A 23,847-nucleotide genomic window follows, 5' to 3' on the forward strand; every position below is an offset into this window, starting at 1 on the left:
TCCATCATCCGATGTCCAGCCGCAGGAGATCTTCCTCCGTCTCGCGGCGGACCACGACCCTGGCCTCGCCGTCCCTGACCGCCACGACGGGCGGGCGGAGCGCGTGGTTGTAGTTGCTCGCCATCGAACGGCAGTACGCGCCGGTGGCGGGGACGGCGATCAGGTCGCCGGGCGCCAGGTCGGCGGGCAGGTACGCGTCCCGTACGACGATGTCACCGCTCTCGCAGTGCTTGCCGACCACGCGCGACAGCATGGGCTCCGCCTCGGAGCGGCGTGAGACCAACGCCACGCTGTAGTCGGCGTTGTAGAGGGCCGTACGGATGTTGTCGGACATGCCGCCGTCGACACTGACGTACGTCCGCAGCCCTTCGAGTGGCTTGATCGTGCCGACCTCGTACAACGTGAAGGCGGTGGGGCCGACGATCGCGCGCCCCGGCTCGACGGAGATCCGGGGGGTGGTGAGGCGGGCGGCGTCACACTCGCGCGTGACGATGTCGAGCAGCGACTTCGCGATGTCGTACGGCTCCTTGGGGTCGTCCTCGGAGGTGTACGCGATGCCGAGGCCGCCGCCGAGGTCGATCTCGGGCAGCTCCACGCCGTGCTCGTCGCGGATCTCGGCGAGCAGCTGGACGACGCGGCGGGCGGAGACCTCGAATCCGGCCATGTCGAAGATCTGCGAGCCGATGTGCGAGTGGATGCCGATCAGCTCGATGCCGTCGAGCTTGAGGGCCCGCCTGACGGCCTCCGCGGCCTGGCCGTCGGCGAGCGCGATGCCGAACTTCTGGTCCTCGTGGGCGGTGGCGATGAACTCGTGCGTGTGCGCCTCGACGCCGACGGTGACGCGGATCTGGACAGGCTGGCGGCGGCCGAGGCGCTGCGCGATGTGCGCGACGCGGACGATCTCCTGGAAGGAGTCGAGGACGATCCGGCCCACGCCGACGGAGACGGCGCGCTCGATCTCCTCGGTGGACTTGTTGTTGCCGTGGAAGGCGATGCGCTCGGGGGGCATGCCGCCGGCGAGGGCGGTGGCCAGCTCACCGCCGGAGCAGACGTCGAGATTGAGCCCTTCTTCGGTGAGCCAGCGCACGACGGCGCGGGAGAGGAACGCCTTGCCGGCGTAGAACACGTCGGCGTTCGGGCCGAAGGCGTCGGACCAGGCGCGGCAGCGGGCCCGGAAGTCGGCCTCGTCGAGGAAGTAGGCCGGGGTGCCGAACTCCTCGGCCAGCCGCGTCACCTCGATCCCCGCGACGGTGGCGACGCCGTCGTCGTTGCGCCGGACCGTACGCGACCAGACCTTCTCGTCCAGGACGTTGAGGTCGGCGGCGGGGGCGGAGTAGTGCCCGTCGGGGAAGACATCGGCGTGGCGGGGCCCTGCGGGGTGTGCGGAACGGCTCATCTCGTGGCTCTCTTAGGTCTCTCAGGTCTCAACGACGATCTGGGCGATCTCAACGACGATCTGGACGACGATCTGGACGATCTAAAGGAATTCCGGGGCATCGACGCCGAGGAGGAGGAGGCCGCCGGCCAGCACGGCTCCGGCGGCCTCGGCGAGCGCGATCCGGGAGCGGTGGGCGGCCGAGGGTTTCTCGTCCCCGAGGGGCAGCGGCCGGCCGCTCTCCTGGAAACGCAGGACGGCCTCGGCGACCTGTTCGAGCCCGCGGGCGAGCCGGTCGGGCGCACGGTGGCGCGCGGCGGCTTCGAGGACGGCGGGGTGGTCGCGGAGGAGGCGGGTGAGGGTGGCTTCCGTGGGGTGGGGTGCCTGGGCCGCGTTCTCGGGCGTGCCCCGCGTGATGCCCAGCCGCTCGGCGGCGCGGGTGAGGGCGCGGGTGCGGGCGTACGCGTACCGCACGCGGAAGAGGGGGTTGCTCTCGCGCTGTACGAGCAGCTCGCCGGCCACGGAGCCGCTCGGCGGCCGGTCGTGCGCGGCGGTCCGCAACAGGGCCCAGCGGGCCGCGTCGGCCCCCAGCCGGGCGAAGAGGTCGTCCCCGTCGGGGGCGGGGACGACCCGGAGGGTCTCGGGTACGGGGGGCGGTGCGGCGGATGCGGCTGTGGGGTTCGTCACACTCACGTCCGGGCGGGCGCCACGGGGCGCGACCGCCGCGTCCCGGCCGCCGGGGACCGCGGGTGCGATCGACGCCGTCGCGCCCTGGCTCCGGAGCACGGCGACCACCGTTTCCGTCCAGACGCGGGCGCGTGGCCCGTGCGGGTTCACGAAGACCGCCGTGGTGCCCGTCAGGGCGTTGCCGTGGCCGTAGTGGGGGCCCGCGCTCAGCACCGTACGGACCAGGTCCGCGCCGTCGTCCTCGGCCAGCGTGAAGTTCAGGAAGCCGGGGCCGGTGATCTCGACCCGGGCGATGCCGTCGGCGGGGGCGACCCGGGCGCGCAGGATCTCCGCCACCTCGCGGGGCGCCAGGCCCGCGCCGGCCGCCAGGCGCAGCGCCGCGTTGGTCGCGTAGTCCCCGCTCCCGCCGGGCCGGGGCCGCTCGACCGTCACCCGCTCGGGCACGGCCACGCTCAGGGCGCCGTCCGCCACCGCGCGGCGCACGGCGCGCAGCACGGTCGTGGAGAGATCGGCGGGGGTCACGGGACCAGCGTAGGGGAGGAGGGGGTCCCCTCCGCGACCTCGTTCCGCGATGCGGTCGGCGGCCGAGGGTGTCGGCGGCGATGTCGGCAGGGGACGGCCGCGGCCGTCAGGGACGCCGTCCGCGATGCCGTCGGCAGGAAGCGGCCGGCCCCCGGGGATCTCCGTGGTCAGCCCCGCGCGCTTCCCGCGTGGCCCGCGCCGTACCGTCCGTCGAAGGACGGGGGGCCTTCCTGGTGGGTCAGCCGCCGGACGAGCTGGATCAGCTCGGCCGGTTCGAAGGGCTTCGCGAGGAACGCGTCCACCCCGGCCGTGAGCCCGGCCTCGACCTCGTACTGCGTGCAGGCGCTGACGATCGCGAGGGGCAGCCGGCTGGTGCGCGGATCGGCGCGCAGCCGCGCGGCCGTCCGCAGGCCGTCGAGGCGCGGCATGACCACGTCGAGGGTGATGACATCCGGCCTGACCTCGTGCACGACCTCCAGGCATTCGGCACCGTCGGCCGCGGTCACGACCTCGAAGCCCTCCAGCTCGAGATTGACCCTGATCAGCTGCCTGATCACTCGGTTGTCGTCGACAACGAGCACCCGGCCGGATGCGCCTGACACATATCGAGAGTAGGTCGGACTTCCGCGCCGCGTCCGGGTTTTGGCCAATTGCCGGTCGGCCCCGGAGGCGGGACGGCGGGCGCGACGCACCGGACGGCCGGGGGCGCGGAGAGCCGCCCGCCCCGCCCGTACCGCCTACGCTCCACGCATGGAGCAGAACGAAGTTGTCCTCAGGGCCATCGGCATCCTCACCCAGTCCGCGGAGTGGATCCGTACGACGGGCCGGCACCCTGGCGGCACGGACGGCACCGGCACCGCCGGCGCGGAGCCGGGCGCGGCCCCCGGGCGGGGCTCCGGCGAGGGGCAGATCGGGTCGCTGCTCGCCGAGGTCTTCCCCTCGTTCGCGGTGTCGTCCGAGGCGACCCCGCTGGAGGCGGCCCACGCGGTCACCGAGGCGGCGCTGCCGGCCATCATGCAGCTGATCGGGGCGTTCACGTACGTCTACTCCGAGCTGGCCGAGCTCCACGACGCCGGCCGTACGGACATCACGTCCGAGGACCTCCTGCGCGAACTCGCCCTGCGCATGTCCCGCCCCCCGCAGGACAACTGACGGGCGGTCAGGGCGTCGCCCCCTGCCGTACGAGCAGGTCCCAGGCCGACATCGCGAGGTCCACGGCCGACTCCAGCTTCCGCACCGCGACACCGTCACGCGCCTCCACGGACAGCCCGTGGAGCACCGTGGAGTAGAAGGCGGCGATGCCCTCCACGTGCGCGTCCGGGGGCAACTCGCCCTCGTCCACGGCCTGTTCCAGCCGTTCCTCCAGCGCCGCCACCGCGTTCCGCCGCCGCCAGGCCAGGTGGTCGCCCACGCCCTTGTTGCGCGTACTGCAATTGGTCGCCGCGAGCACGATCATGCACCCGCTCGGCGTCCGGGGGTCGGTGAAGGCGTCGATGTTCCCGCGCAGCATCGCCTCGATCGCCCCCCGCGCGGTGGGCCGGTCGCGCAGGGCCCGGTGGGTGGCCGATCCGACGGTGTGGTCGTAGAGGGCCACCGCCTCGTAGAACAACTGCTCCTTCGATCCGAAGGAGTTGTAGAGGCTGGTCGAGTTGATGCCCATCGCGTCGGTGAGGTCGGTCATCCTGGCGCCTTCGTACCCGAGCTCCCAGAACGTCTCCATCGCGCGCCGCAACGCCGCCGCCCGGTCGAACGTGAGCGGCCTGCCTCGCTCTGTCATATTCCCATCCTCCAACGGGGCTTGACCCTGCCTCAGCTTACCTGTTAGGGATTTGTGCAGCATCCATTCCGGAATGGAATCAAGGCGGAGCAAAATGTCGCAACTTGCGGGAAAAATCGCGCTGGTGACCGGTGGCAGTCGTGGGATCGGCGCGGCCACGGCCCTCCGACTGGCGCGGGAGGGAGCCGATGTCGCCCTGACCTATGTGAACGCCGCCGACAAGGCGCGGGAAGTTGTCGCCTCCATAGAAGGCCTCGGCCGCCGGGGCCTGGCGCTCCGGGCCGACAGCGCGGACCCGGTCGCGGTCGCCGACTCCGTCGCCCGCGCGGCGGCCGAATTCGGCGGCCTGGACATCCTGGTCAACAACGCCGGTGTTTTCCCTTACGGACCTTTCCAGGACGTCACCCTCGAAGAGATCGACCGGACGCTCGCCGTCCACGTGCGGGCCGTCTTCCTCGCCACGCAGGCGGCCGTCGCGCACATGACGGACGGCGGCCGTGTGATCAACATCGGCAGCTGCTGGGCCAACCGCGTCCCCGTACCGGACGTGACGCTGTACTCGATGAGCAAGTCCGCCCTCATCGGCTTCACCAAGGGGCTGGCGCACGACCTGGCGCCGCAGCGCATCACGGTCAACATCGTCGACCCGGGCCCGACCGTCACGGACATGAACCCGGACGGCACGGCCGAGGCCGGGGAGGAGCGCCTGCGGACCGCGGCGAAGGTCCTCGGCGCGGCCTCGGACACCGCCGGCGCGGTGGCCTTCCTCGCGGGCCCCGACGCGGCCTGGATCACCGGCACGTCGCTCGCCGTCGACGGCGGCTACACCGCGTGATGCGCACGGCGCGCGCGCACTCACGCGGTACGACGGCATGAAAAAGACCCTCTGCTCAGCGTTTCAGCTGATCAGAGGGTCTGTCCGGAAGTGCCCCCGGCAGGATTCGAACCTGCGCACCCGGCTCCGGAGGCCGATGCTCTATCCCCTGAGCTACGGGGGCGTTGTCGCTTTGTGCGGCGACGGGTGAAACCTTACCAGCTCCGGTGGGGTGGCCGTGAACAGGTATTTCGGGGTGGCGCTCCGGGGCCGGGGGCGGCGGTCGGGGGCCGTGTCAGGCGCGGAGGTACGTGAGGACCGCCAGGACCCGGCGGTGGGTGTCGTGCGCCGGGGGGAGGTCCAGTTTCGCGAGGATGTTGCCGATGTGTTTGCCCACGGCGGCCTCGGAGACGACGAGTTGGCGGGCGACCGACGCGTTGGACCTGCCCTCCGCGATCAGGGCGAGCACCTCCCGCTCGCGGGGGGTCAGGCGTTCCAGGGGATCGCGGCGACGGCGCAGCAGTTGGCGTACGACCTCGGGGTCCACGACCGTGCCGCCGGCGGCCACCGCCCGGAGTGCCGCCTCGAAGTCCTCGACCTGGCCGACCCGGTCCTTGAGGAGGTAGCCGACGCCCGTGCCGTCACCGGAGTCGAGGAGGTCGGCGGCGTAGGTGCGCTGGACGTACTGGCTGAGGACCAGGACCGGGAGGGACGGGTGGCTCTCACGGAGTGCCACGGCCGCGTGCAGTCCCTCGTCCTGGAAGCCCGGTGGCATCCGTACGTCCGTGACCACGAGGTCGGGGGTGTGCCGGGCAACCGCCGCCGTCAGGGCGTCCGCGTCGCCGACCGCCGCCACGACCTGGTGGCCGAAGCGGTCCAGCAGGGCGGTCAGGCCTTCTCTGAGCAGCACGCTGTCCTCCGCCAGGATGATGCGGAGGGTCTGGGCGGTAGGGGTTCCGGTCACGCGCGCAGTCTGTCATCAGGCCGAGGACCGCCTGTTCCGTGCCGGAGACGTCTTCTTCGTCTCGGTGGTCTTCTTCGTTCCCGCGGTCTTCTTGGCCGTCGCCGCCTTCTTCGCCGTGGACTTCTTCGCCGGCTGCGTCTTCTTCGCCGCCGCCTTCTTGGCCGCCTGCTTCCGCCGAGGGAGCTGGGTGACCTGCGCCTCCTCGTCGCCCCGCGACTCCTTCGCCGCCCGTACGCTGCTCTCCAGCGCCGACATGAGGTCGAGCACCTTGCCGCCGCCACGCTCGGCGGGCCCCTTCTCGGCCACCGCCCCGCCCGACGCCTTGGCGGCGATCAGCTCCTCGACCGCCTCCCGGTAGTCGTCGTGCAGGGTCTTCAGGTCGACCGAGCCGAGGGTGTCCATCAGGGCGTCGGCCAGGTCGAGTTCGGCGTCCCGTACCGAGACCGGGGCCTCCGGCGCGACCCCCTCGGGGGCGCGGATCTCGTCCGGCCAGAGCAGGCCGTGCATCGCGATCACGTCGTCGACCACCCGCAGCATGCCGAGGCGCTCGCGCCCGCGCAGCGCGTACTTCGCGATGGCGACCTTCTCGCTGCGCTTGAGCGCCTCCCGCAGCAGTGTGTACGGCTTCGCGGCCGGCACCCCGTTCGCCGAGAGGTAGTACGACGCGTCCATCTGGAGCGGGTCGATCGAGGCCGCCGGCACAAACGCCACGATCTCGATCGTCTTCGCCGTCGGCAGGGGCAGCGACGCCAGGTCCTCGTCCGTGATCGGGATCATGGACCCGTCGGAGTCCTCGTACGCCTTGCCGATCTCCGCCGACGACACCTCCCGCTCCTCCAGCTCGCACACCTTCCGGTAGCGGATGCGCCCGCCGTCCTCCTTGTGGATCTGGCGGAAGGAGATGGAGTGGTTCTCGGTGGCGTTCACCAGCTTGATCGGGATGCTGACCAGCCCGAAGGAGATCGCGCCGTTCCAGATGGATCGCACGTCGATCCCTCCCTTTCGTGCGCCTGAACCCGAATGTTCTGAATTCACCGGAATGCGAGGAACCTGTGGGATTCTCATCGTATGACGCCGATCACAGAAGTGGAGGGGCGGCGCCTGAGCCTGAGCAACCTCGACAAGGTGCTGTACGCCGCCACCGGCACCACCAAGGGCGAGGTCCTGCACTACTACGCCCGGACGGCGGCCCCCCTGCTGGCCCATCTGGCGCACCGGCCCGTCTCCTTCCTGCGCTATCCGGACGGCCCGGACGGCCAGCGCTTCTTCACCAAAAATCCGCCGCCCGGTACGCCCGCCTGGGTGCGGATCGCCGACGTGCCCCGCTCGACCGCGCAGGTCGGCCGCCAGGTGGTGGTCGCGGACCTGCCCACGCTGATGTGGGCGGCGAACCTGGTGGTGGAGTTCCACACCCCCCAGTGGCGGGTCGAGGCACCGCGCCGCGCCGACCGGCTGGTGTTCGACCTGGACCCCGGGGCGCCCGCGACGGCCGTCGAGTGCTGCGCGGTGGCGCTGTGGCTGCGGGAGCGGCTGGCGGCGGACGGGCTCACGGCGTACGCGAAGACCTCCGGCTCCAAGGGGCTGCACCTGCTGGTGGCGCTGGAGCCCACGGACTCCGAGGAGGTGTCGGCGTACGCGAAACGCCTGGCGGTCGAGGCGGAGAGCGCCCGGCCCGGGCTGGCGCTGCACCGCATGAACCGCTCCCTGCGGCCGGGGAAGGTCTTCGTCGACCACAGCCAGAACAACGCCGCGAAGACGACCGCCGTCCCCTACACCCTCCGGGCGCGGCGGGAACCGACCGTCTCCACCCCGCTGACCTGGGAGGAGGTCGAGCGCTGCACGGACGCGGAGCAGCTGGTGCTCCGGCTGGACGATCTGGCGGGACGGCTGGAGCGGTACGGGGACATCCTCGCCCCGCTCCTGGACACCGGGCGGGCGGGGCGGCTGCCTCCGGGATTCTGAGCGGCGGCGTGTGGCTCGCGGGACCTCAGCGCCCCCGCCGGCCCCCCGACCAGGCCCTCCGGTCCCGCGCCGTCGCGTACAGGGACTCGACGTCGGCCGGTTTCAGGACGCCCTCCGCGTCCGCCGGCGCCGCCACCTCCGTGTCGCGCACGATCCGTACGTCCAACGGCGGCGGAGCGACCTCCAGCCGGGACGCCCCCACCACCACGAGCACCGGCCGCACCGCCGTCGCCAGCGCCCCCGAGGCCCGTTCCGCCGCCTCGCGGAGGTGGCCGAGCAGGGGCACGGGCGCCGAGAAGCCCGTACGGACCATCGGGTCGGCGACGCGGATCCGCCGGTTGCGGGCAGGCAGCGTACGGATCGCCAGGACACCGGCCGGGCCGATCAGCAGATGGTCGATCCGGACGGCCGGATCCGCCCCCGGCAGGGGTACGGAGTGGAGCACCCGGACCCGCACACCCACGCCCGCCGACCGGTCGAGTCCGTCCAGCCGGTCCCCCACCACCTGCCGCGCCAGCAGCTCGCCGTGGCGCGGATCCCGCCGCGGCCCCGCCCGCCCCGGTGACGGCAGCCCGTCCAGCGCGGCGTGCAGCTCCTCCCCCGGCCGGTTGGGCGCCAGGTCGTCGTCGGGGTGGAGCGCCAGCCGGTCCAGCTCGGCGGGGGTCGGCACGGGCGGGGGCCCCACGGTCACCTCACCGCTCAGGTACGGCGCGAGCGCGGCCAGCACCTCCTCGCGCCCCGCCCCCGGCAGGAGGCTGACGCGTCCGGCGCCCCTGTCGTACCAGGCCACGCCCGTACCGTCCGGCAGCGTCACGTACAGCCGGTCCTGGCTGTGCCGGAGCGCCGGGGCGACACGTAATCGGGTCATTCCTCATCACTCCCCACGTCGGCGGACGGAAATGCCCCCGGACGCGTCGCCTCCGTACGGCACACTCTCCCCAGACACGTGTCCCCCGGAAGGAATCCCACCCATGATCATTTTTGGTACCAAGGGCTATCTCTATCAACTGGCCATATTGACGCTGGTGTGCGGCAGTTGCGGCAACCCTTCGGCGCACACCCTCCGCAAGCGTGTCACCAAGTTCACGCTCTTCTTCGTGCCGCTGTTCCCCTTCTCCACGAAGTACCAGACGCAGTGCACGTTCTGCGGCGCCGAGCAGCGGTTGCAGAAGGAGCAGGCGGACCAGCTGCTGGCGCAGAGCGCGGCACCCGGGCCGGGGTACGGGCAGGGCGGGGGCCAGGCGTACGGACAGGGCGGCGGCGGCCAGGGCCAGGGCCAGCAGAACCCGTACCAGCACTAGGACCCGCACCCGGACACACCGGCACCCCCTGACGTGAGTTCGACATGCCTCGCGCCGTGACATAAGCGGGCATAAGCCGCGCCTCCTTGCTACGTTGCGGAGCATGACCGCAACGAGGGCGGATCCGCCCCCGCCCGAGCCACGCCTCCCCAAGCGCCGGGGTGTCGAACTCTCCCTCCTCGTCTGCGCCGTCCTCATCTCCGTCTTCGGATACATCGGCGTCGGGCTCGGCAGGAGCGACGCCGTACCCCCCGACGCGGCCCGCTACGGCGCCGGCCTCGGCCTGCTCGCGCTCCTCGCGCACCTCGCCGTCCGCCTCCGCGCCCCCTACGCGGACCCGCTCCTGCTCCCCATCGCGGTCCTCCTCAACGGCCTCGGCCTGGTGCTCATCTACCGGCTCGACCTGGAGACCCCGCACGACCGGGCCGCGCCCGCCCAGCTGGTCTGGTCCACGCTCGGCGTCGCGCTGTTCATCGCGGCCGTCCTGTTCCTGCGCGAGGCGCGCGTCCTCCAGCGGTACGCCTACCTCTGCGTCGCCGCCGCGCTCGTCCTGCTGATCGTGCCGATCTTCTTCCCGGCCGTGAACGGGGCCAAGATCTGGATCAGGATCGGCGGACTCTCCTTCCAGCCCGGGGAGTTCGCCAAGATCCTGCTCGCGGTCTTCTTCGCCTCGTACCTCGCCGCGAACCGCAACGCCCTCGCCTACACCGGCCGCCGCCTCTGGTGGAAGCTCCAGCTGCCCACCGGCCGGGTGCTCGGGCCGATCGTCGCGATCTGGCTCCTCAGCGTCATCGTCCTGGTCCTCGAACGGGACCTCGGCACCTCGCTCCTCTTCTTCGGGCTCTTCGTGATCCTGCTGTACGTGGCGACGGGGCGGATCGGCTGGATCGCGGTCGGCCTGCTGCTCGCGGGGGTCGGGGCCTTCGTGGTCGGGTCGTACGAACCACACGTCCACGGCCGGGTGGAGGACTGGCTCTCCCCGTTCGCGTCCATCGACGCGGGCCAGGGGCCGGGCCAGCTCGCGCAGTCCCTCTTCGCGTTCGCCGCCGGCGGGATGTTCGGCACGGGACTCGGCCTCGGGGAGTCCGTCCTGATCGGCTTCGCCGCCAAGTCCGACTTCATCCTGGCCACCGCCGGCGAGGAACTGGGCCTGGTCGGACTGACCGCGATCTTCCTGCTGTACGCGCTGCTCGTCGGCCGCGGCTACCGCGCCGGCCTCGCCCTGCCCCACCCCTTCGGACAGCTCCTGGCCGTCGGGCTCTCCTCCATCCTCGCCCTCCAGGTCTTCGTGATCGCGGGCGGTGTGATGGGGCTGATCCCGCTGACCGGCATGGCGATGCCCTTCCTCGCGCAGGGCGGCTCTTCGGTCGTCACCAACTGGATCATCGTGGCCCTGCTGATCCGGGTCAGCGACTCGGCCCGCGCCCCGCGCCCCGAACCGGTGGAGCCGGACATCGTGGTCCCGGTGGCCGAGGGGACGGAGGCACGCTGATGATCCGTCAGATTCGCCACACCACCGTCTTCTGCCTGCTCCTGCTGGTCGCCCTGTTCGTCAACGCGGGCCGGATCCAGGTCATCGAGGCCGACACGCTCGACAACAACCCCGCCAACCGCCGCCAGACCGTGGCCCGTTTCGAGCAGCGGCGCGGCGACATCCTCGTCGACGGCAGGACGGTCACGGGCTCCAAGGACACCGGCGAGCAACTGCGCTTCGAGCGCACGTACAGGGACGGCCCCCTGTACGCGCCCGTCACGGGCTACGCCTCCCAGACGTACGGCACGACCCTGCTGGAGAACGCCGAGGACAACATCCTCACCGGTACGAACCCGCTGCTGGCGCCCCTGCCCTTCTGGAACGACGTCACACGCGGCCGCCAGCCCGGCGGCCGGGTCGTCACGACCGTGCGGGCGTCGATGCAGCGGGCCGCGTTCGACGGGCTGGCCGGGCGGCGGGGCGCGGTCGCGGCGATCCAGCCCGCGAGCGGCCGCATCCTGGCGCTGGTCAGCAGCCCGTCGTACAGCCCGGCACAGCTGTCGGGCACCGGTCCCGCCGTGACGGAGGCGTGGACCGCGCTGACCGGCGCGGAGGCCCAGCCGATGCTCAACCGGGCGATCCGGCAGACCTATCCGCCGGGCTCCGCCTTCAAGATCGTGACCGCTGCGGCGGCGCTGGACTCGGGGGTGGTCTCGGACGTCGACGCGCCGACCTCCGTACCCGACCCGTACGTCCTGCCGGGCACGACCACCACGCTGCCCAACGAGGTGGAGGGGTGCGACCGGGCCTCGCTGGCCTTCGCAATCGCCTTCTCCTGCAACTCGGTGATGGCGGGGCTCGGGGTGAAGGTCGGGATGGACCGCATGCTCGGCACGGTGGAGAAGTTCGGCTTCAACGACACCGGGATCCGGATCCCGTCCGGGGTCGCCGCGTCCAACTTCGACACCGACATGACGGACGATCAGCTGGCGCTGTCCTCGATCGGGCAGTTCGACACCAGGGCGACCCCGCTCCAGATGGCGATGGTGGCCTCGGCGGTCGCCAACGGCGGTGAGCTCAGGCGCCCTTACCTGGTCGACCGGACGACGTCCGCCCACGGCAAAACCGTCTCCCGCACCGGCGAGCGGACCTACCGGCAGGTGATGGACCGCTCCACGGCCCGGCAGGTACGGCGGTTGATGGTCGACGTCGTCGAGGAGGGCACGGGAACGAACGCGGGCATCGACGGCGCCACGGTCGGCGGGAAGACGGGCACGGCGCAGCACGGCATCGGCAACGCCGGTGTCCCGTACGCCTGGTTCATCGCCTGGGCCCGGGCCGACGACGCGGGAGAGCCGGCGGTCGCGGTGGCGGTGGTGGTCGAGGACGCGGAGGCGGACCGCTCGGACATCAGCGGCGGCGGCGACGCGGCGCCGATCGCGCGGGCGGTGATGGAGGCGGCGCTGGCGGAGGAGCAAGGCCTGGAGTAGTAAGGCCTGGACGAGCGGGGCCTGGACGAGCGAGGCGGGGGCCTCCGGCATTCCCCGGCACCTGCCGCGCCACACGGCTCCGCTAGGGTCTGCGCATTCCCGCGTGCCGCACCGGTACGGCACGGTGGGGCCGCGCGGCAAGGGGGGCCTTCATGGCCGACGAACTGGAAGACCTGCACCACTGTTCTGTGGACGGCGAGGAGAAACTCAACGCCGAGGGCGAAATCGCCCTGGCCCGCCTGGCGATGGACGGGGGTGACCTGCCGCACGCCGCCACCCACCTCGGCAACGCCCTCGCGGAGGCGCCACAACTCCCCGAGGCGCACGAGGCGTTGACGGAGTTCGCCGGGCGCGCGGGCGGGGCGGAGGCGGCGCTGGACCTGTTCTCGGACGAGCGCCCCTACATCGGCTCGGTGGCGTGCCACGCGCATCTGCTCGCCGCCGCCGGCCGCTGGGACGAGGCCCTCTCCACCCTGGCGGCGGTGGTACGGGAACAGCCGGACCGCCCCTGGGCCGGGGTCGCCTGGGTCGCCCGGCCGGATCTCGCCGGGCTGGTCTCGCCGCAGAACCTCGCGAGCGTCATCGCCCGCATCGTCGGCGGAGGCATACCCGACCCGCTGCCGCCCGAACTGGCCGCGCCCCTGCGGCCCTTCCTGGATCTCGCGCGCGCCTCGCTCGCCCTGCACCCGGACCACACCCTCCTGCTGACCATGGCCTCGGGCCTGGCCCGGCGCTTCGCCGCGTACGACCAGGCGATCGCCTGGGCCGGCCACGCGCAGCGGCTCGACCCGGGCCACACCCCGGCGGTGATGCTCGGCTACGCGCTGCGCGCCGCCGGGCGCGTGGACGAGGCCCTGGCCTGCTGGGAGGCGGAGCTGGCACGCGACCCCTCGGACCTGTCCCTGTACGTGGACGTGGCCGAGTTGTACGCGATGTCGGGGCGCCCGGAGTCGGGCCTGCCCTGGCTGGAGCGTGCGCTGGCGGTCGATCCGGCCCATCCGCAGGCCGCCCCGGCGATCCACGGGGTGCGCTTCGCCGTGGACGGGGGCCGTACGCATCTGCTGGCGCTGGCCGACCATCTGCGGGACCACCCCGAGCACGCGTACGCGCACACGGTCCTCCAGCGCCACAGCGAGGATCTGCCCTGGCTGTCGGGGGTGACGGGGGCGCGGGAGGCCACGGTCAACGTGTTGCACCAGTTCCTGGAGCGGGCGGCGGAGGGCGGGGACCCCGCCCACCGGGACAGTGCCCTTCGGCTGAACACGTCCGTGATCGAGGCGCCCAGCGCCGTACTGACCCTCCAACGGGCCTTCCCCAAGGGCGAGGTGCGCTTCGGGGCCGTACCGGATCCCGATCCGCGCCCGGCGCGGCGCGAGGTGGCCACGGCGGTGTGGCGGTACGAGGGCCTGGTCGCCGAGGCGGCCGTGCCCGAGCCGCCCGCCGCCGTCGCGGAGGCGGTCAGGGCGGTGGCGGAGCTGCGCTGGCCGCACCTGCCCGCCGCGTACGACCACGCCGTGGAACTGGCGGCGATCGCCCCCGCCGACCTGCTCGGCGTCCTGGTCCGTCCGCCGCTGCCGCGCGAGGACGAGCAGGGGCGGTTCCTCACGGAGCACCTGCCGGAGCTGTGGATACGGAGCGTGCAGGCGTTCGCCTGCCTCGGCATCGCGCACCACGGCACCGACGAGCCGTGGGAGGGGTCGGTGCGGCGCGGGATCCTGCTGGACCTGCTGGACGGGCCGGAGGACTGGGTGACCGAGGCGGCCGGCTTCGCGCTGCTGGCGATCGCCTGGAGCGATCCGGCGACCCGCGAGGACATCGGGCGCCGGCTGGTGGAACGGATGCTGGACGCGGCGGAGGCGTTCCGCACCCGGCCGGTGGAGATCCTGGGCTCGCTGTGCCACTTCGTCCTGGCGTGCGCGTGGCTGGACCCGGCCTTCACCGGGCTCGCGGCCGATCTGTTGGAGTCGATCCGGCGGGAGGACGAGGAGGAGCCGGACGAGGAGGAAGTGGCGGCGCGGGGGAAGGAGTTGCTGGCGGGGGGCGGGGCGAGCGCGGCTCCGGGCGCGGTGGCGGGCGCGGGTGTGGCAGCGGGTGCGGGCGCGGACGGGAAAGCAGGCGCGGACGGGAAGGCGGGCGCGAAGGCGGTACGGAGGCCGACGCTGCGCGGTCTCTTCCGGCGCCGCACGTGACGGGCTGGGCGGGCCGCGGGCCGGGCGGGCGCATCGAGGGGGCGGGGGGCCGGTGACCGAACGGGTCGAGGAGGCGCTGGCGCGGATCGGGCGGCTGGACCCCGGGCTGTGCGCGTTTGTCGAGGTGTGGGGCGAGGAGGCCCGCGAGCGGGCGCGGACGGTGGACCGCCAACTGCCCCTCGCAGGAATGCCGTTCGCCGTGAAGGGCCCGACGGGAATCCGTTCGTACGCGGCGGAACGGCTGATCGCGGCCGGTGCCGTGCCGGTCGGGTCGACGGCCGTGCCGGGCCCCGGTACGTACTGGCAGACCTGGGGGCAGGGCCGACACGGCCGTACGGTCAACCCCTACCGCGCCGACCGCACCCCCGGCGGGTCCTCGGCCGGTTCGGCGGTGGCGGTCGCGGCGGGCATGGTGCCGCTGGCGACGGGCAGCGACGGAGCGGGGTCGGTACGGATCCCGGCGGCCTGGTGCGGGGTGTTCGGCCTCAAGACCACCAACGGCCTGCTGCCGTCGCCCGACCGGACGGGGCTGGCGTCGGCCGGGGTGCTGACCCGGTCGGCGGCGGAGGCGCGGACGTATCTGGACTTTGTGCTGGGCACACCGGCGGAGGTACGGATCCCCCCGCCGCTCCCGCTGCCCCTGCCCGCCGTCTTCTCGGCGGACTTGGGCTTCGCCCGGACGGATCCCGGGGTGGCGGCGGTCGTATGGGCGGCGGTGGACCGGCTGGTGGCGGCCGGAGTCGTACAACTGCCGCGCCGGCGGACGCCGTTCACGCTGCTGGACCCACGTGACGCGTGGCGGGAGGTACGGGGCGGGGCAGCGGGCACAGGGGACGCGGGCGATGCGGAGGGCGTACGGGACCCGGGCGACACGACGGGCGTGCGGGCCGAGAACGACCGGCGGCTCGACCGCCTCTTCGCCGGGACGGAGCTGCTGCTGACCCCGGTCACCCCCAACAGGCCGCATGGGCACGAGGGCCCAGGCGAGGTCTACTCCACCGCGCTGACCTGGGCGTTCAATCTGAGCGGCCATCCCGCGGCGAGCATCCCGGCCGGCTTCACCGCCGACGGCTGTCCCGTCGGGCTGCAACTGGTGGCGCGGCGGGGAGCCGATGTCCGGCTGGTGGAAATGGCCGTCGCGGCGGAGAAGGTCGCGATTAGGGTGCGGCCATGACCGCGTACGAGCTTGCCCAGGTGAACATAGCCCGACTCAAGTACCCCTTGGATTCCGTTGAGTTGAAGGACTTCGTGGACGCCCTGGACCCGGTGAACGCCGTGGCCGACCAGTCCGACGGCTTTGTGTGGCGGTTGCGGAGCGACAGCGGCAATGCCACGGACGTCCCCGTCTTCGGCGACGAGTGGCTGATCGTGAACCTGTCGGTGTGGCGGGACCAGGACGCCCTGAAAGCCTTCATGTACGAGGGGCAGCACCGCGAACTGCTCACCCGGCGCAGAGAGTGGTTCGAGCGGGTGGAGGAGGCCATGACGGCCCTGTGGTGGGTGCCGGCGGGCCACCGCCCGACGGTGGCGGAGGCGGAACGGCATCTGCGCCACCTGCGGGAGAACGGGCCGGCCGCGTACACGTTCACGCTGAGGGAGAGCTTCCCGCCGCCGGGCGGGGACGACCAGGTCTGAGAGCGGCGGGGTCGGCACGTGAGGTGCGATTACGGCAACGGCAACCCCTCCCGCCTCTCCAGCCACTCCCCCGGAACCCCGGACACCCCCGTCCGCGCCCCCACGATCCCGCCCGCGATGGCGCACGTCGTGTCCACGTCCCCGAACCCCTCCGCCGTCGACCACAGCGCGGCCGTCAGGTCGTCGGGGTGGCGGGCCGCCGTCCAGACCGCGAACGGGACGGTGTCGTCGGCCCGGATGCGCTGCCCGTTGCCGAGGACGTCGGCGGCCTTCCAGGGAGCGGTGGTGAACGGCAGCTCGGCGGCGCGCGCCAGGCCGTCCCGTACCACCCCCTCGGGAGTGGCCTCCGCCACCGCCGCCACGGACAGCTCTCCCCGTACCGAGAGCGCCGCCGCCACGGCGACCGCCACCGCGCCCGCGATGCCCTGCGGGTGGGCGTGCGTCACCTCGGCGGACAGCACGGCCTGTTCGGACACGCGCGCCAGGTCGGCGGCGAACCAGGCGCCGAGTGGCGCCACCCGCATCGCCGCGCCGTTGCCGAGGCTGCCGCCCTCGAACAGCTCGGGGGCGAGTGCGCGCCAGCGCTCCGGTTCGGTGAGGAGGGCGGGGAGCAGGACGTGCATGCCGTGTCCGTACCCCCGGGCCGGATCGGCGTCGAAGGTGAGGGCGAAGCAGGCCGCGAGACGGTCCTGGTCGACGGTTCCGTACTCCCCGAGCACCTGGTGGACGGCGAGGGCGAGCGCCGTGTCGTCCGTCCAGTGCCACTCCGCTTCCGGCGGGGTGCGCCGGGCCTGGATGTCCTTGAACGCCTGGTCGGGGTCGCGGAAGAGCGGGAACCAGCGTTCGCCGAACGCGTCGCCCAGTGCGAGCCCTTCGAGGCTGCGACGGGCGGCCGCGCGGTCGGCGCCTTCTTCACGAGCGGTCGGGATGGTCATGCGCCCATCGTCCCGCGTTCCCGGTCCGGGCGTACATCCGTTGTGCCAGCGGCCCGTGCCATGCTGATCAACAGCGATCGGTAGTGCCTGCCCCTGGTGCCCGGCGGTGAAAGGTGCGTGCCCCTTCCGTGTCCCCGCTTCCCGTGTCCCCGCTTCCCGTGTCCCCGCTCCTCTTCGACGACGATGACGTACGCGCCCTCGACGCGGCCACGGCCGTCGGTGCCGTACGGGCCGCTCTCCTCGCCCACCACACCGGCGCCCTGCACGCTCCCCCGCGCCTGAACGCCGTCCTCGGCGACGGATCCGCCCTGGTCATCACGGCAGGACACCTCCGCACGAGTACGCGAGGGCTGTACGGCTTCCGCGCGTACGACACCGTCGTCGGCGCCGAGCAGCTGGTGGCCGTGTGGGACAGCGCCGACGGCCGGTTGAAGGCGCTGGTGCACGGTTCGGAGCTGGGGCCCCGGCGGACCGGCGCCATCGGGGCGGTCGCGGTGGACGTGGCGGCCAACCCGGGGCCCGTCCGCCTGGGGATCGTCGGGGCGGGCCGGCAGGCGTGGACGCAGCTCTGGGCGCTCGGCGCGGTCCGACGGCTGGAGGATGTCGTTGTGGCGGCCCGCAGCGCGGAGCGCACCGCCGCCTTCGCGCGCCGGGCGGCGGACGAACTGGGCGTCCGCGTCAGGGCGGTGGGCTCGGTGGAGGACGCCGTACGCGAACGGGACGTGGTGATCGTGGCCACCGACAGCACCACCCCGGTCCTGGACATGGACTGGATCGCACCGGGGACACACGTCAGCACGCTCGGCCCCAAGACCGCCGCCGGCCACGAGGTCCCCGCCGCACTGCCGTCCCGGGCCGACGTGGCCTTCACCGACTCCCGCGCCCAGGCGGCCGGTTACCCCGAACCCCACCTCTTCGCGCCCGAGCGCATGGGGGAGCTGGGGGCCGTACTGGCGGGCGCGACGCCGTGCCGTACCGCTCCCGAACAGATCACGGTGTTCTGCTCGGTAGGACTGGCGGGCACGGAGGTGGCGCTGGCAGCGGCGCTGCTCCCGCCGGAGGCGACCTGACGCCCCAACTCGGCCCGGAACCGATCTCACAGAGGGATTGACGCCCCTACTGACAGGTAGTCTCATAAAGGGTGACCGCCGGTAACCCAGCGATGAGGTGTTCCCACCCATGCCCCGAGCCACTGCTCCGACGCCCGTCCCGTCCCCCGCGTCCGCTCCCGCCACCGAGCGGGACGTGGAGATCCTCCGTGACGCGCTCGGTCCGCTCAGGGACCGGGAGCAGGTCGCCGCGCGGCTCCTCGAAGCCTCCGCCAAGCACTCCTTCGACCCCGACAAGGAGGTGGACTGGGACGCGCCGGCCGAGAGCGGCAAGTGGTTCTGGCCGCCGGAGCTGGTCTCCCTCTACGACACCCCGCTCTGGCGGAAGATGTCCGAGGGACAGCGGATGGACCTGGCCAGGCACGAGGCCGCCTCGCTCGCCTCGCTCGGCATCTGGTTCGAGATCATCCTCATGCAGCTGCTGGTCCGGCACATCTACGACAAGCCCGTGACCAGCAACCACGTCCGTTACGCGCTCACGGAGATAGCGGACGAGTGCCGGCACTCGATGATGTTCGCGAAGATGATCGACAAGGGCGGCACGCCTTCGTACCCGGTGCCGAGGCTCTACCACAACCTGGCGCGCGTCCTGAAGACCGTCTCCACCACGCCGGGTTCCTTCGCCGCGACGCTCCTGGGCGAGGAGATCCTGGACTGGATGCAGCGGCTGACGTTTCCGGACGAGCGGGTCCAGCCGCTCGTCCGGGGCGTGACGCGGATCCATGTGGTGGAGGAGGCGCGCCATGTCCGGTACGCCCGCGAGGAGTTGCGGCGGCAGATGGTGACCGCGCCCAAGTGGGAGCAGGAACTCACCCGCCTCAGCTGCGGCCAGGCCGCGCGTGTCTTCTCCGTCTGCTTCGTCAATCCGAGCGTGTACGACCACGTCGGACTCGACCGGCGGGAGGCCGTCACCCAGGTCCGCCTGAGCGGCCACCGCCGGGAGGTGATGCAGTCGGGGGCGCGGAAGCTGACAGACTTCCTGGACGACATCGGCGTGCTGCGCGGCGCGGGCCGCAGGATGTGGAAGGCGTCGGGCCTCCTGGCCTGACCGGGGGCGTGTCCGCGAAGCGGGGCCGGCCTGCGCGAGGATGGGCGGGTGAGAACCGAAGACACCCTCTTTGCCGGCGGCCCGCTGGACGGGCGCGTCCTGCCCGTCCTGACCGGAGCGACGGGCAACCCACCCAAGTGGTACGAGGTCCCGGTCCCGGACGCCGAGGGCGGCCCGCCCACCGTGCTCACCTACCGCCGCGAACCGGCCGGCCACACGAAGCGCCTCGGGATCCAGCGGGGCTGGAAGTACGTGTACGCCCCCGAGGGCCGCACCCCCGGCGAGGGCGGCCGTCCCCGCTGGCCCTGGTCAAAACCGAACCGCACGGGCTGACGGCGCGCCGACCGTGGCCGGAGTTCCCCGCCCAGGGTGATGTTCTTGCGCCGAACCGCCCAATGGTGCGATAGCCACACCAGTAGCACCGCCCCACCACCCCATCATCGTCGGGTACCGGACGATCCGTCCCGCAACGGGAGGTGAGGGAGTGTCAGCAAGAACGCTGCGATCCTTCTGCACGACGGCGCTGATCACCGCCACGGCCCTCACGGTGGTGCCGCTGGCCCCGACGGCGACGGCGGAACCGGAACCTGCCCCGGTCGGCTCGGGCCGGATCGCGCCGGAGGGCCCGGGTGACGCGGGCGGCCCCACGGGTACGGCCCCGGGCGCGGGCGGCCCCGCAGGTACGGTCCCCGGCGCATCCGGCCCCGGCGCGACCGCCCCCGGTGGTATCGCGGGGATGCTCGCCAGGCTTCAGCGGCTCTATCAGGACGCCGAGGAGGCCGGGGAGGCGTTCAACGGCACCGAGGTGGAGCTGGAGCGGCTGCGGGCCGAGGCCCGGCGCCTGACCAGCGGGCTCGACCGGGCCCGTACCGCGCTCGCCCTCAGCCGCGACGACGCCGGCCGCCTGGCCCGTGAGCAGTACCAGGGCCGGTCCGGGCTCTCCGGCTACGCGCGGTTCCTCCTCGCCCGCGACCCCCGGTCCGCCCTGGACGAGGGCCATCTCATGAAACGCGCCGCCCGCGTCCGCGCCGAGACCCTCACGCGCCTGACCGGCGGCGAGCGGCGGGCGAGCGCCCTGGCGGACGCCGCGCGCTGGGCCCTCCGGCGCCAACAGGTGCTCGCCGCACGGCAGAAGAAGGAGCACGACACGGTACGGGCCCGGCTCGGCGAGGTCGAGAAGCTGCTCGCCTCCCTCACCCCCGGCCAGATCGCGGCGCTGGCAGCACTGGAGAAGGCCGCCACGGACAAGGCCCAGCGGGAGCTGATCACGTCGGGCGCGCTCGGGGACCCACCGGGTGCGAGCGCGGAGGGCGGCCCCAAGGGGCAGGGCGGGTCGGCGGGATCAGCCGGGAGGCAGGTCGGGTCGGCGCGATCAGCCGGGCCGGCCGGCCGGGCAGAAGCCGGCCTCCGGACAGGATCCGACCGCCCGGCGCGGTCCGGCGCCCCCTCCCCGCAAGGCGGCGACGCGCTCTCGTACGCCGTGGACCAGATCGGGAAGCCGTACGAGTGGGGCGCGGAGGGGCCCGGGTCCTTCGACTGCTCCGGACTGACCTCCGAGGCCTGGGCGCGCGCCGGGGTCGCCGTCCCCCGCACCAGCCAGCAGCAGTGGCGCGACCTCCCCCGCGTGCCGCTGGACCGGCTGCGCCCGGGCGACCTGGTCGTCTACTTCCCCAAGGCCACCCACGTGGCGATCTACCTCGGCGACGGGATGGTGATCCAGGCCCCCCGCCCCGGCGCCCGGATCAAGGTCTCGCCGATCGCGGCGAACCCGCTGCTCGGCGCCGTACGCCCGGACCCGGACGCCGACCCCATGACGTCGTACGAGCCACCCGTACTCCCGCCGGACGCCGACGCGGCCTCCTCCGACTCCCCCAACTCCTCCGACTCCTCCGACTCCTCCGACCTCGGCAATGACGTGAGCATGTACGACGCCCCTCGAACTGTCCCCGCCACCCCGGGCGCCTGAGGGACTGGGTCAGTCGATGCCGAGAAGCAGACGGCTGTACCGTTCCCGGTTGATCTCGGCGGTGAACGCCGGATGCCGCGACGCGGTCCCGAGATCGCGCCAGATCCGCTGCACCGGACTCGACAGGTCGAAGCGACTCGCCCCGCCGACGTCCAGCAGCAGGTCCACCGCCCGGCGGATCTGCCGTGCGGCGAAACTGGTGTCCACCCGAAGGCGCGCCTGGACCACGGGAGTCAGAGCCACTCCGGTGCGCGCGGCCCGGTCGATGTCGTCGGCGGCGCGCCCCGCCTGGAGCACCGCACTGTCGATGAGCGTGGCCGCGTCCGCCACATTCGCCTGCACGCCCGGGGCGTCGACGGCCCGCGCGTGCGGGCTCGCCGCCGAGACCACGGGACGGCCGGCCTTCAGCTTGTCCACGATCTGCTCGTACACCGCCCTGCCCATGCCCAGCAGCGATCCGATGAAGGGAACCATCAGGCCCTCGGGAAAGGGCGTACGCGTCAGGGCTTCGTCCTCACCGCCGCGCCGATAGGCGCCGGTCGCCGACCTGGCGAAGGACAGGAACCGTTCCTCCGGTACGAATACCTCCTCCGCCACCACACTGTCGCTGCCGGTGCCCCGCATGCCGGTCATGTGCCAGGTGTCCCGGGTGGAGAGTTCCGCGGTCGTCAGCAGTGCCACACCCCGCTCCGGGGCGCCTCCCCGCTCGGTCACGACGTCGAGGCCTATCCAGTCCGCGTGGTGCAGACCCGAGGCCCAGCCCCACTGACCGTCGAGGACAAGACCGCCGTCCACCGTCCGGACGGGGACGGGCACGCCGATCACCCCGCAGAGTGTCGCGTCAGGATTTCCGGCCCAGATTTGCTGTCGTACCGGGTCGCCCAGCAGACCCGCGAAAACGCCGCCGCTGTAGAAGATGGACAGCACCCAGGCCGTCGAGGCGCAGCCCCGGCCCAATTCCTCCAGAACCGCCAGCAGCGCACGCGTTCCGACCGCGTGACCTCCGTAGGCGGCGGGCACCGAGAGCCGGAGCAGACCCGCCTCCCGCAGGGCGGCGATGTTCTCCTCGGGCAGTTTCCGGTCGCGGTCCGCCCGGTCCGCGTTGTCCCGCAGGAGGGGTACGAGCTCTGCCGCCGCGGCCACGAGTGCCTGCTCTCCGCCGGTCAGGCCGGAGCGCGACGGCCGTCCCGCGACCTCGACCCCGGGGTCGGGTGTGCTGGGAGCCTTCGTATCGGTCATGCGGTCCAAGGCTAACCCCGAAGCGACCATTTCATCCAATAAAGGACAGTGGTGCTACGGTCCGCCACAGACGTCTCCTAAGCCTCGGAGCCGCCCGCCCCCGCCGCCTTCGCCGCCCCCGCCACCTTCGCCAGATACCCCTCCGCCTTCTCCTCCTCGTAGAAGAAGTCCTCGAAGTCCGCCGGGTCGTTGAAGCCGTTCGCGATGCGGTCCGCGACCGCCGGGTACTGCGTGCCCGCCGCGATCAGGCGCAGGACGTGGTCCCGGGGCGGCTCCAGCATCGCGTTGGTCCACTTGGTGACATGCCGCGCGCTGTCCCAGAAACGGTCGAACGCCGTCCGCATCCACGCCTCGTCGAACTCCCGGTCCCCGCGCGTGAGGATCGCGTCCAGATACACCGCCGCGCACTTCGACGCGGAGTTGGACCCCTGCCCGGTGACCGGATCGTTGGCGACGACCACGTCCGCGACGCCGAGCACCAGACCGCCGCCCGGCAGCCGGCCGACCGGGTCACGGACCGTCGGGGTGTAGCGCCCGCACAGCGTGGCGTTCGCGTCCGTCAGTTCGATCTTCGTCGCCCGCCCGTACTCCCACGGTGTGAACCGCTCCATCAGCTCCAGGACGAGCGAGAGCACGTCCGCCGGATCCCGTACCCCCTCGAAGACGTCCAGCGGGCCGCCCGGCACCCCTTCCCAGAACAGGATGTCCGCGCGCCCGCCGGTGGTGAGCGTCGGCATCACGAACAACTCCCCCACCCCCGGCACCAGGTTGCAGCGGACCGCGTCGTCGGCGGGGTGCTCGGGCCGGGGGCCGAGCCCGTGCACGTACGCGACGGCCAGTGCCCGGCGCGGGCTGCTGTACGGCGAACGCGCCGCGTCGCGGCCGAACATGGAGACGATCTCGCCCTTGCCCGCCGACACGAGGACCAGGTCGTACGTACGCGAGAAGTAGTCCAGGTCGGAGACGGCCGCGCCGTGGATGACCAACTGGCCCCCGCGCCGGGCGAATGTGTCCATCCAGCCCGCCATCTTCACCCGCTGGTCGACGGATTGGGCGAACGCGTCGAGCCGGCCGAGCCAGTCCACGGGACGGGACAGCTCGGCCGGCGCGGCGGGATCGGCGACGGAGACGCCGACGCCCATGATCTTGGGCGCCTGCGCCTCCCAGAAGTCCAGCCGGAGATCGCGTTCGTGCTGGAGAGCCGTGTGGAACATGCACTGGGTGGACATCACCCGGCCGGTCCTGATCTCGTCCGCCGTACGGTTCGACATCAGTGTGACCTCGTAGCCGTGCGACTGGAGTCCGAGGGCGAGTTGAAGCCCGGACTGACCGGCCCCGACGATGAGCACCCTCCGCACGG

General features: G+C 72.7%; 23 protein-coding genes and 1 tRNA gene. 13 read left to right on the forward strand and 11 right to left on the reverse strand.

All coding sequences use genetic code 11. The annotated features are described in order from the left end of the window. Positions 1-4 precede the first annotated feature (4 nt). The 3 genes from lysA to ACIO1C_RS23810 all read right to left on the reverse strand — a co-directional run bounded on the left by lysA (position 5) and on the right by ACIO1C_RS23810 (position 3,234). Positions 5-1,396, reverse strand: coding sequence for a diaminopimelate decarboxylase (lysA, locus tag ACIO1C_RS23800; protein ID WP_401866609.1), 1,392 nt, complete (start codon positions 1,394-1,396; stop codon positions 5-7). Between the two features lie 81 nt (positions 1,397-1,477). Beyond that, the gene (nrtL, locus tag ACIO1C_RS23805) at positions 1,478-2,584 is read right to left on the reverse strand and encodes an ArgS-related anticodon-binding protein NrtL (RefSeq protein WP_401866611.1); all 1,107 of its coding nucleotides are present in this window, start codon (positions 2,582-2,584) and stop codon (positions 1,478-1,480) included. Positions 2,585-2,751: 167 nt separating this feature from the next. Further along, positions 2,752-3,234 carry a response regulator gene (locus ACIO1C_RS23810; RefSeq protein WP_401866613.1) on the reverse strand — a complete coding sequence of 161 codons (483 nt, stop codon included), beginning with the start codon at positions 3,232-3,234 and terminating at the stop codon, positions 2,752-2,754. Positions 3,235-3,334: 100 nt separating this feature from the next. Here ACIO1C_RS23810 and ACIO1C_RS23815 point away from each other — a divergent pair, with 100 nt between their 5' ends. Next, the gene (locus ACIO1C_RS23815) at positions 3,335-3,736 is read left to right on the forward strand and encodes a hypothetical protein (RefSeq protein WP_401866615.1); all 402 of its coding nucleotides are present in this window, start codon (positions 3,335-3,337) and stop codon (positions 3,734-3,736) included. A gap of 7 nt (positions 3,737-3,743) precedes the next feature. On the opposite strand, the gene ACIO1C_RS23820 is transcribed toward ACIO1C_RS23815, so the two are convergent. Continuing rightward, complete coding sequence (locus ACIO1C_RS23820; RefSeq protein ID WP_401866617.1) at positions 3,744-4,361, reverse strand: TetR/AcrR family transcriptional regulator; 618 nt, start codon at positions 4,359-4,361, stop codon at positions 3,744-3,746. Positions 4,362-4,455: 94 nt separating this feature from the next. On the opposite strand from ACIO1C_RS23820, the gene ACIO1C_RS23825 reads away from it, so the two are divergent. After that, positions 4,456-5,196 carry an SDR family NAD(P)-dependent oxidoreductase gene (locus tag ACIO1C_RS23825; protein WP_401866618.1) on the forward strand — a complete coding sequence of 247 codons (741 nt, stop codon included), beginning with the start codon at positions 4,456-4,458 and terminating at the stop codon, positions 5,194-5,196. Between the two features lie 91 nt (positions 5,197-5,287). On the opposite strand, the gene ACIO1C_RS23830 is transcribed toward ACIO1C_RS23825, so the two are convergent. The 3 genes from ACIO1C_RS23830 to ACIO1C_RS23840 all read right to left on the reverse strand — a co-directional run bounded on the left by ACIO1C_RS23830 (position 5,288) and on the right by ACIO1C_RS23840 (position 7,126). Next, positions 5,288-5,359, reverse strand: a tRNA-Arg gene (locus ACIO1C_RS23830). Positions 5,360-5,470: 111 nt separating this feature from the next. Next, positions 5,471-6,103, reverse strand: a complete 633-nt coding sequence (locus tag ACIO1C_RS23835) for a response regulator (protein ID WP_401866884.1) — start codon at positions 6,101-6,103, stop codon at positions 5,471-5,473. A 51-nt stretch (positions 6,104-6,154) separates the two neighbouring features. Next, positions 6,155-7,126: a Ku protein gene (locus ACIO1C_RS23840; protein WP_401866620.1), complete on the reverse strand. Its 972-nt coding sequence runs from the start codon at positions 7,124-7,126 to the stop codon at positions 6,155-6,157. An 81-nt stretch (positions 7,127-7,207) separates the two neighbouring features. Here ACIO1C_RS23840 and ligD point away from each other — a divergent pair, with 81 nt between their 5' ends. Then, positions 7,208-8,101 (forward strand): non-homologous end-joining DNA ligase, encoded by an 894-nt coding sequence (gene ligD, locus ACIO1C_RS23845; RefSeq protein WP_401866622.1) that lies wholly within the window; start codon positions 7,208-7,210, stop codon positions 8,099-8,101. Between the two features lie 25 nt (positions 8,102-8,126). On the opposite strand, the gene ACIO1C_RS23850 is transcribed toward ligD, so the two are convergent. Next, positions 8,127-8,969: a nuclease-related domain-containing protein gene (locus tag ACIO1C_RS23850; protein ID WP_401866624.1), complete on the reverse strand. Its 843-nt coding sequence runs from the start codon at positions 8,967-8,969 to the stop codon at positions 8,127-8,129. Between the two features lie 103 nt (positions 8,970-9,072). Between ACIO1C_RS23850 and ACIO1C_RS23855 the strand changes: the two genes are divergently transcribed. The 6 genes from ACIO1C_RS23855 (at position 9,073) to ACIO1C_RS23880 (ending at position 16,190) form a co-directional block, all read left to right on the forward strand. After that, positions 9,073-9,402 carry a zinc-ribbon domain-containing protein gene (locus tag ACIO1C_RS23855; RefSeq protein ID WP_401866626.1) on the forward strand — a complete coding sequence of 110 codons (330 nt, stop codon included), beginning with the start codon at positions 9,073-9,075 and terminating at the stop codon, positions 9,400-9,402. Between the two features lie 103 nt (positions 9,403-9,505). Next, positions 9,506-10,894, forward strand: coding sequence for an FtsW/RodA/SpoVE family cell cycle protein (locus ACIO1C_RS23860; protein WP_401866628.1), 1,389 nt, complete (start codon positions 9,506-9,508; stop codon positions 10,892-10,894). Next, the gene (locus ACIO1C_RS23865; protein WP_401866630.1) at positions 10,894-12,366 is read left to right on the forward strand and encodes a penicillin-binding transpeptidase domain-containing protein; all 1,473 of its coding nucleotides are present in this window, start codon (positions 10,894-10,896) and stop codon (positions 12,364-12,366) included. Before ACIO1C_RS23860 ends, ACIO1C_RS23865 begins: the two co-directional genes overlap by 1 nt. Positions 12,367-12,518: 152 nt before the next feature. Beyond that, entirely contained in the window at positions 12,519-14,555 is a 2,037-nt protein-coding gene (locus ACIO1C_RS23870) for a hypothetical protein (protein WP_401866632.1), read from the forward strand. A 52-nt stretch (positions 14,556-14,607) separates the two neighbouring features. Then, complete coding sequence (locus tag ACIO1C_RS23875; protein WP_401866634.1) at positions 14,608-15,729, forward strand: amidase family protein; 1,122 nt, start codon at positions 14,608-14,610, stop codon at positions 15,727-15,729. Beyond that, complete coding sequence (locus ACIO1C_RS23880; protein ID WP_401866636.1) at positions 15,726-16,190, forward strand: DUF3291 domain-containing protein; 465 nt, start codon at positions 15,726-15,728, stop codon at positions 16,188-16,190. The genes ACIO1C_RS23875 and ACIO1C_RS23880 overlap by 4 nt, the downstream gene beginning before the upstream one ends. Positions 16,191-16,219: 29 nt before the next feature. Here ACIO1C_RS23880 and ACIO1C_RS23885 read toward each other — a convergent pair whose 3' ends face one another. Continuing rightward, positions 16,220-17,125 (reverse strand): ADP-ribosylglycohydrolase family protein, encoded by a 906-nt coding sequence (locus ACIO1C_RS23885; RefSeq protein WP_401866638.1) that lies wholly within the window; start codon positions 17,123-17,125, stop codon positions 16,220-16,222. 128 nt (positions 17,126-17,253) lie between these two features. On the opposite strand from ACIO1C_RS23885, the gene ACIO1C_RS23890 reads away from it, so the two are divergent. The 4 genes from ACIO1C_RS23890 (at position 17,254) to ACIO1C_RS23905 (ending at position 21,248) form a co-directional block, all read left to right on the forward strand. Continuing rightward, positions 17,254-18,195 (forward strand): ornithine cyclodeaminase family protein, encoded by a 942-nt coding sequence (locus ACIO1C_RS23890; protein WP_401866640.1) that lies wholly within the window; start codon positions 17,254-17,256, stop codon positions 18,193-18,195. A gap of 109 nt (positions 18,196-18,304) precedes the next feature. Next, positions 18,305-19,282, forward strand: coding sequence for a diiron oxygenase (locus tag ACIO1C_RS23895; RefSeq protein WP_401866642.1), 978 nt, complete (start codon positions 18,305-18,307; stop codon positions 19,280-19,282). A gap of 48 nt (positions 19,283-19,330) precedes the next feature. Further along, on the forward strand, positions 19,331-19,615 hold the full coding sequence (locus ACIO1C_RS23900; protein WP_401866644.1) for a hypothetical protein: 285 nt from the start codon (positions 19,331-19,333) through the stop codon (positions 19,613-19,615). Positions 19,616-19,766: 151 nt separating this feature from the next. After that, positions 19,767-21,248, forward strand: coding sequence for an NlpC/P60 family protein (locus ACIO1C_RS23905; protein ID WP_401866646.1), 1,482 nt, complete (start codon positions 19,767-19,769; stop codon positions 21,246-21,248). 9 nt (positions 21,249-21,257) lie between these two features. Here the strand turns inward: ACIO1C_RS23905 and ACIO1C_RS23910 are convergent, their stop codons facing one another. Further along, entirely contained in the window at positions 21,258-22,487 is a 1,230-nt protein-coding gene (locus ACIO1C_RS23910; protein ID WP_401866648.1) for an acyl-CoA dehydrogenase family protein, read from the reverse strand. A 77-nt stretch (positions 22,488-22,564) separates the two neighbouring features. Continuing rightward, the gene (locus ACIO1C_RS23915) at positions 22,565-23,845 is read right to left on the reverse strand and encodes a styrene monooxygenase/indole monooxygenase family protein (protein ID WP_401866650.1); all 1,281 of its coding nucleotides are present in this window, start codon (positions 23,843-23,845) and stop codon (positions 22,565-22,567) included. Positions 23,846-23,847 lie beyond the last annotated feature (2 nt).

This window comes from Streptomyces sp. NPDC087420 (assembly GCF_044744165.1).
Classification (GTDB): domain Bacteria; phylum Actinomycetota; class Actinomycetes; order Streptomycetales; family Streptomycetaceae; genus Streptomyces.

What these genes read in the sequence shown, in the direction of transcription:
- lysA (WP_401866609.1), bottom strand. Translation starts at nt 1,396, where the DNA reads ATGAGCCGTTCCGCACACCCCGCAGGGCCCCGCCACGCCGATGTCTTC.
- ACIO1C_RS23815 (WP_401866615.1), top strand. Translation starts at nt 3,335, where the DNA reads ATGGAGCAGAACGAAGTTGTCCTCAGGGCCATCGGCATCCTCACCCAG.
- ACIO1C_RS23820 (WP_401866617.1), bottom strand. Translation starts at nt 4,361, where the DNA reads ATGACAGAGCGAGGCAGGCCGCTCACGTTCGACCGGGCGGCGGCGTTG.
- ACIO1C_RS23825 (WP_401866618.1), top strand. Translation starts at nt 4,456, where the DNA reads ATGTCGCAACTTGCGGGAAAAATCGCGCTGGTGACCGGTGGCAGTCGT.
- ligD (WP_401866622.1), top strand. Translation starts at nt 7,208, where the DNA reads ATGACGCCGATCACAGAAGTGGAGGGGCGGCGCCTGAGCCTGAGCAAC.
- ACIO1C_RS23850 (WP_401866624.1), bottom strand. Translation starts at nt 8,969, where the DNA reads ATGACCCGATTACGTGTCGCCCCGGCGCTCCGGCACAGCCAGGACCGG.
- ACIO1C_RS23855 (WP_401866626.1), top strand. Translation starts at nt 9,073, where the DNA reads ATGATCATTTTTGGTACCAAGGGCTATCTCTATCAACTGGCCATATTG.
- ACIO1C_RS23860 (WP_401866628.1), top strand. Translation starts at nt 9,506, where the DNA reads ATGACCGCAACGAGGGCGGATCCGCCCCCGCCCGAGCCACGCCTCCCC.
- ACIO1C_RS23865 (WP_401866630.1), top strand. Translation starts at nt 10,894, where the DNA reads ATGATCCGTCAGATTCGCCACACCACCGTCTTCTGCCTGCTCCTGCTG.
- ACIO1C_RS23870 (WP_401866632.1), top strand. Translation starts at nt 12,519, where the DNA reads ATGGCCGACGAACTGGAAGACCTGCACCACTGTTCTGTGGACGGCGAG.
- ACIO1C_RS23880 (WP_401866636.1), top strand. Translation starts at nt 15,726, where the DNA reads ATGACCGCGTACGAGCTTGCCCAGGTGAACATAGCCCGACTCAAGTAC.
- ACIO1C_RS23885 (WP_401866638.1), bottom strand. Translation starts at nt 17,125, where the DNA reads ATGACCATCCCGACCGCTCGTGAAGAAGGCGCCGACCGCGCGGCCGCC.
- ACIO1C_RS23895 (WP_401866642.1), top strand. Translation starts at nt 18,305, where the DNA reads ATGCCCCGAGCCACTGCTCCGACGCCCGTCCCGTCCCCCGCGTCCGCT.
- ACIO1C_RS23910 (WP_401866648.1), bottom strand. Translation starts at nt 22,487, where the DNA reads ATGACCGATACGAAGGCTCCCAGCACACCCGACCCCGGGGTCGAGGTC.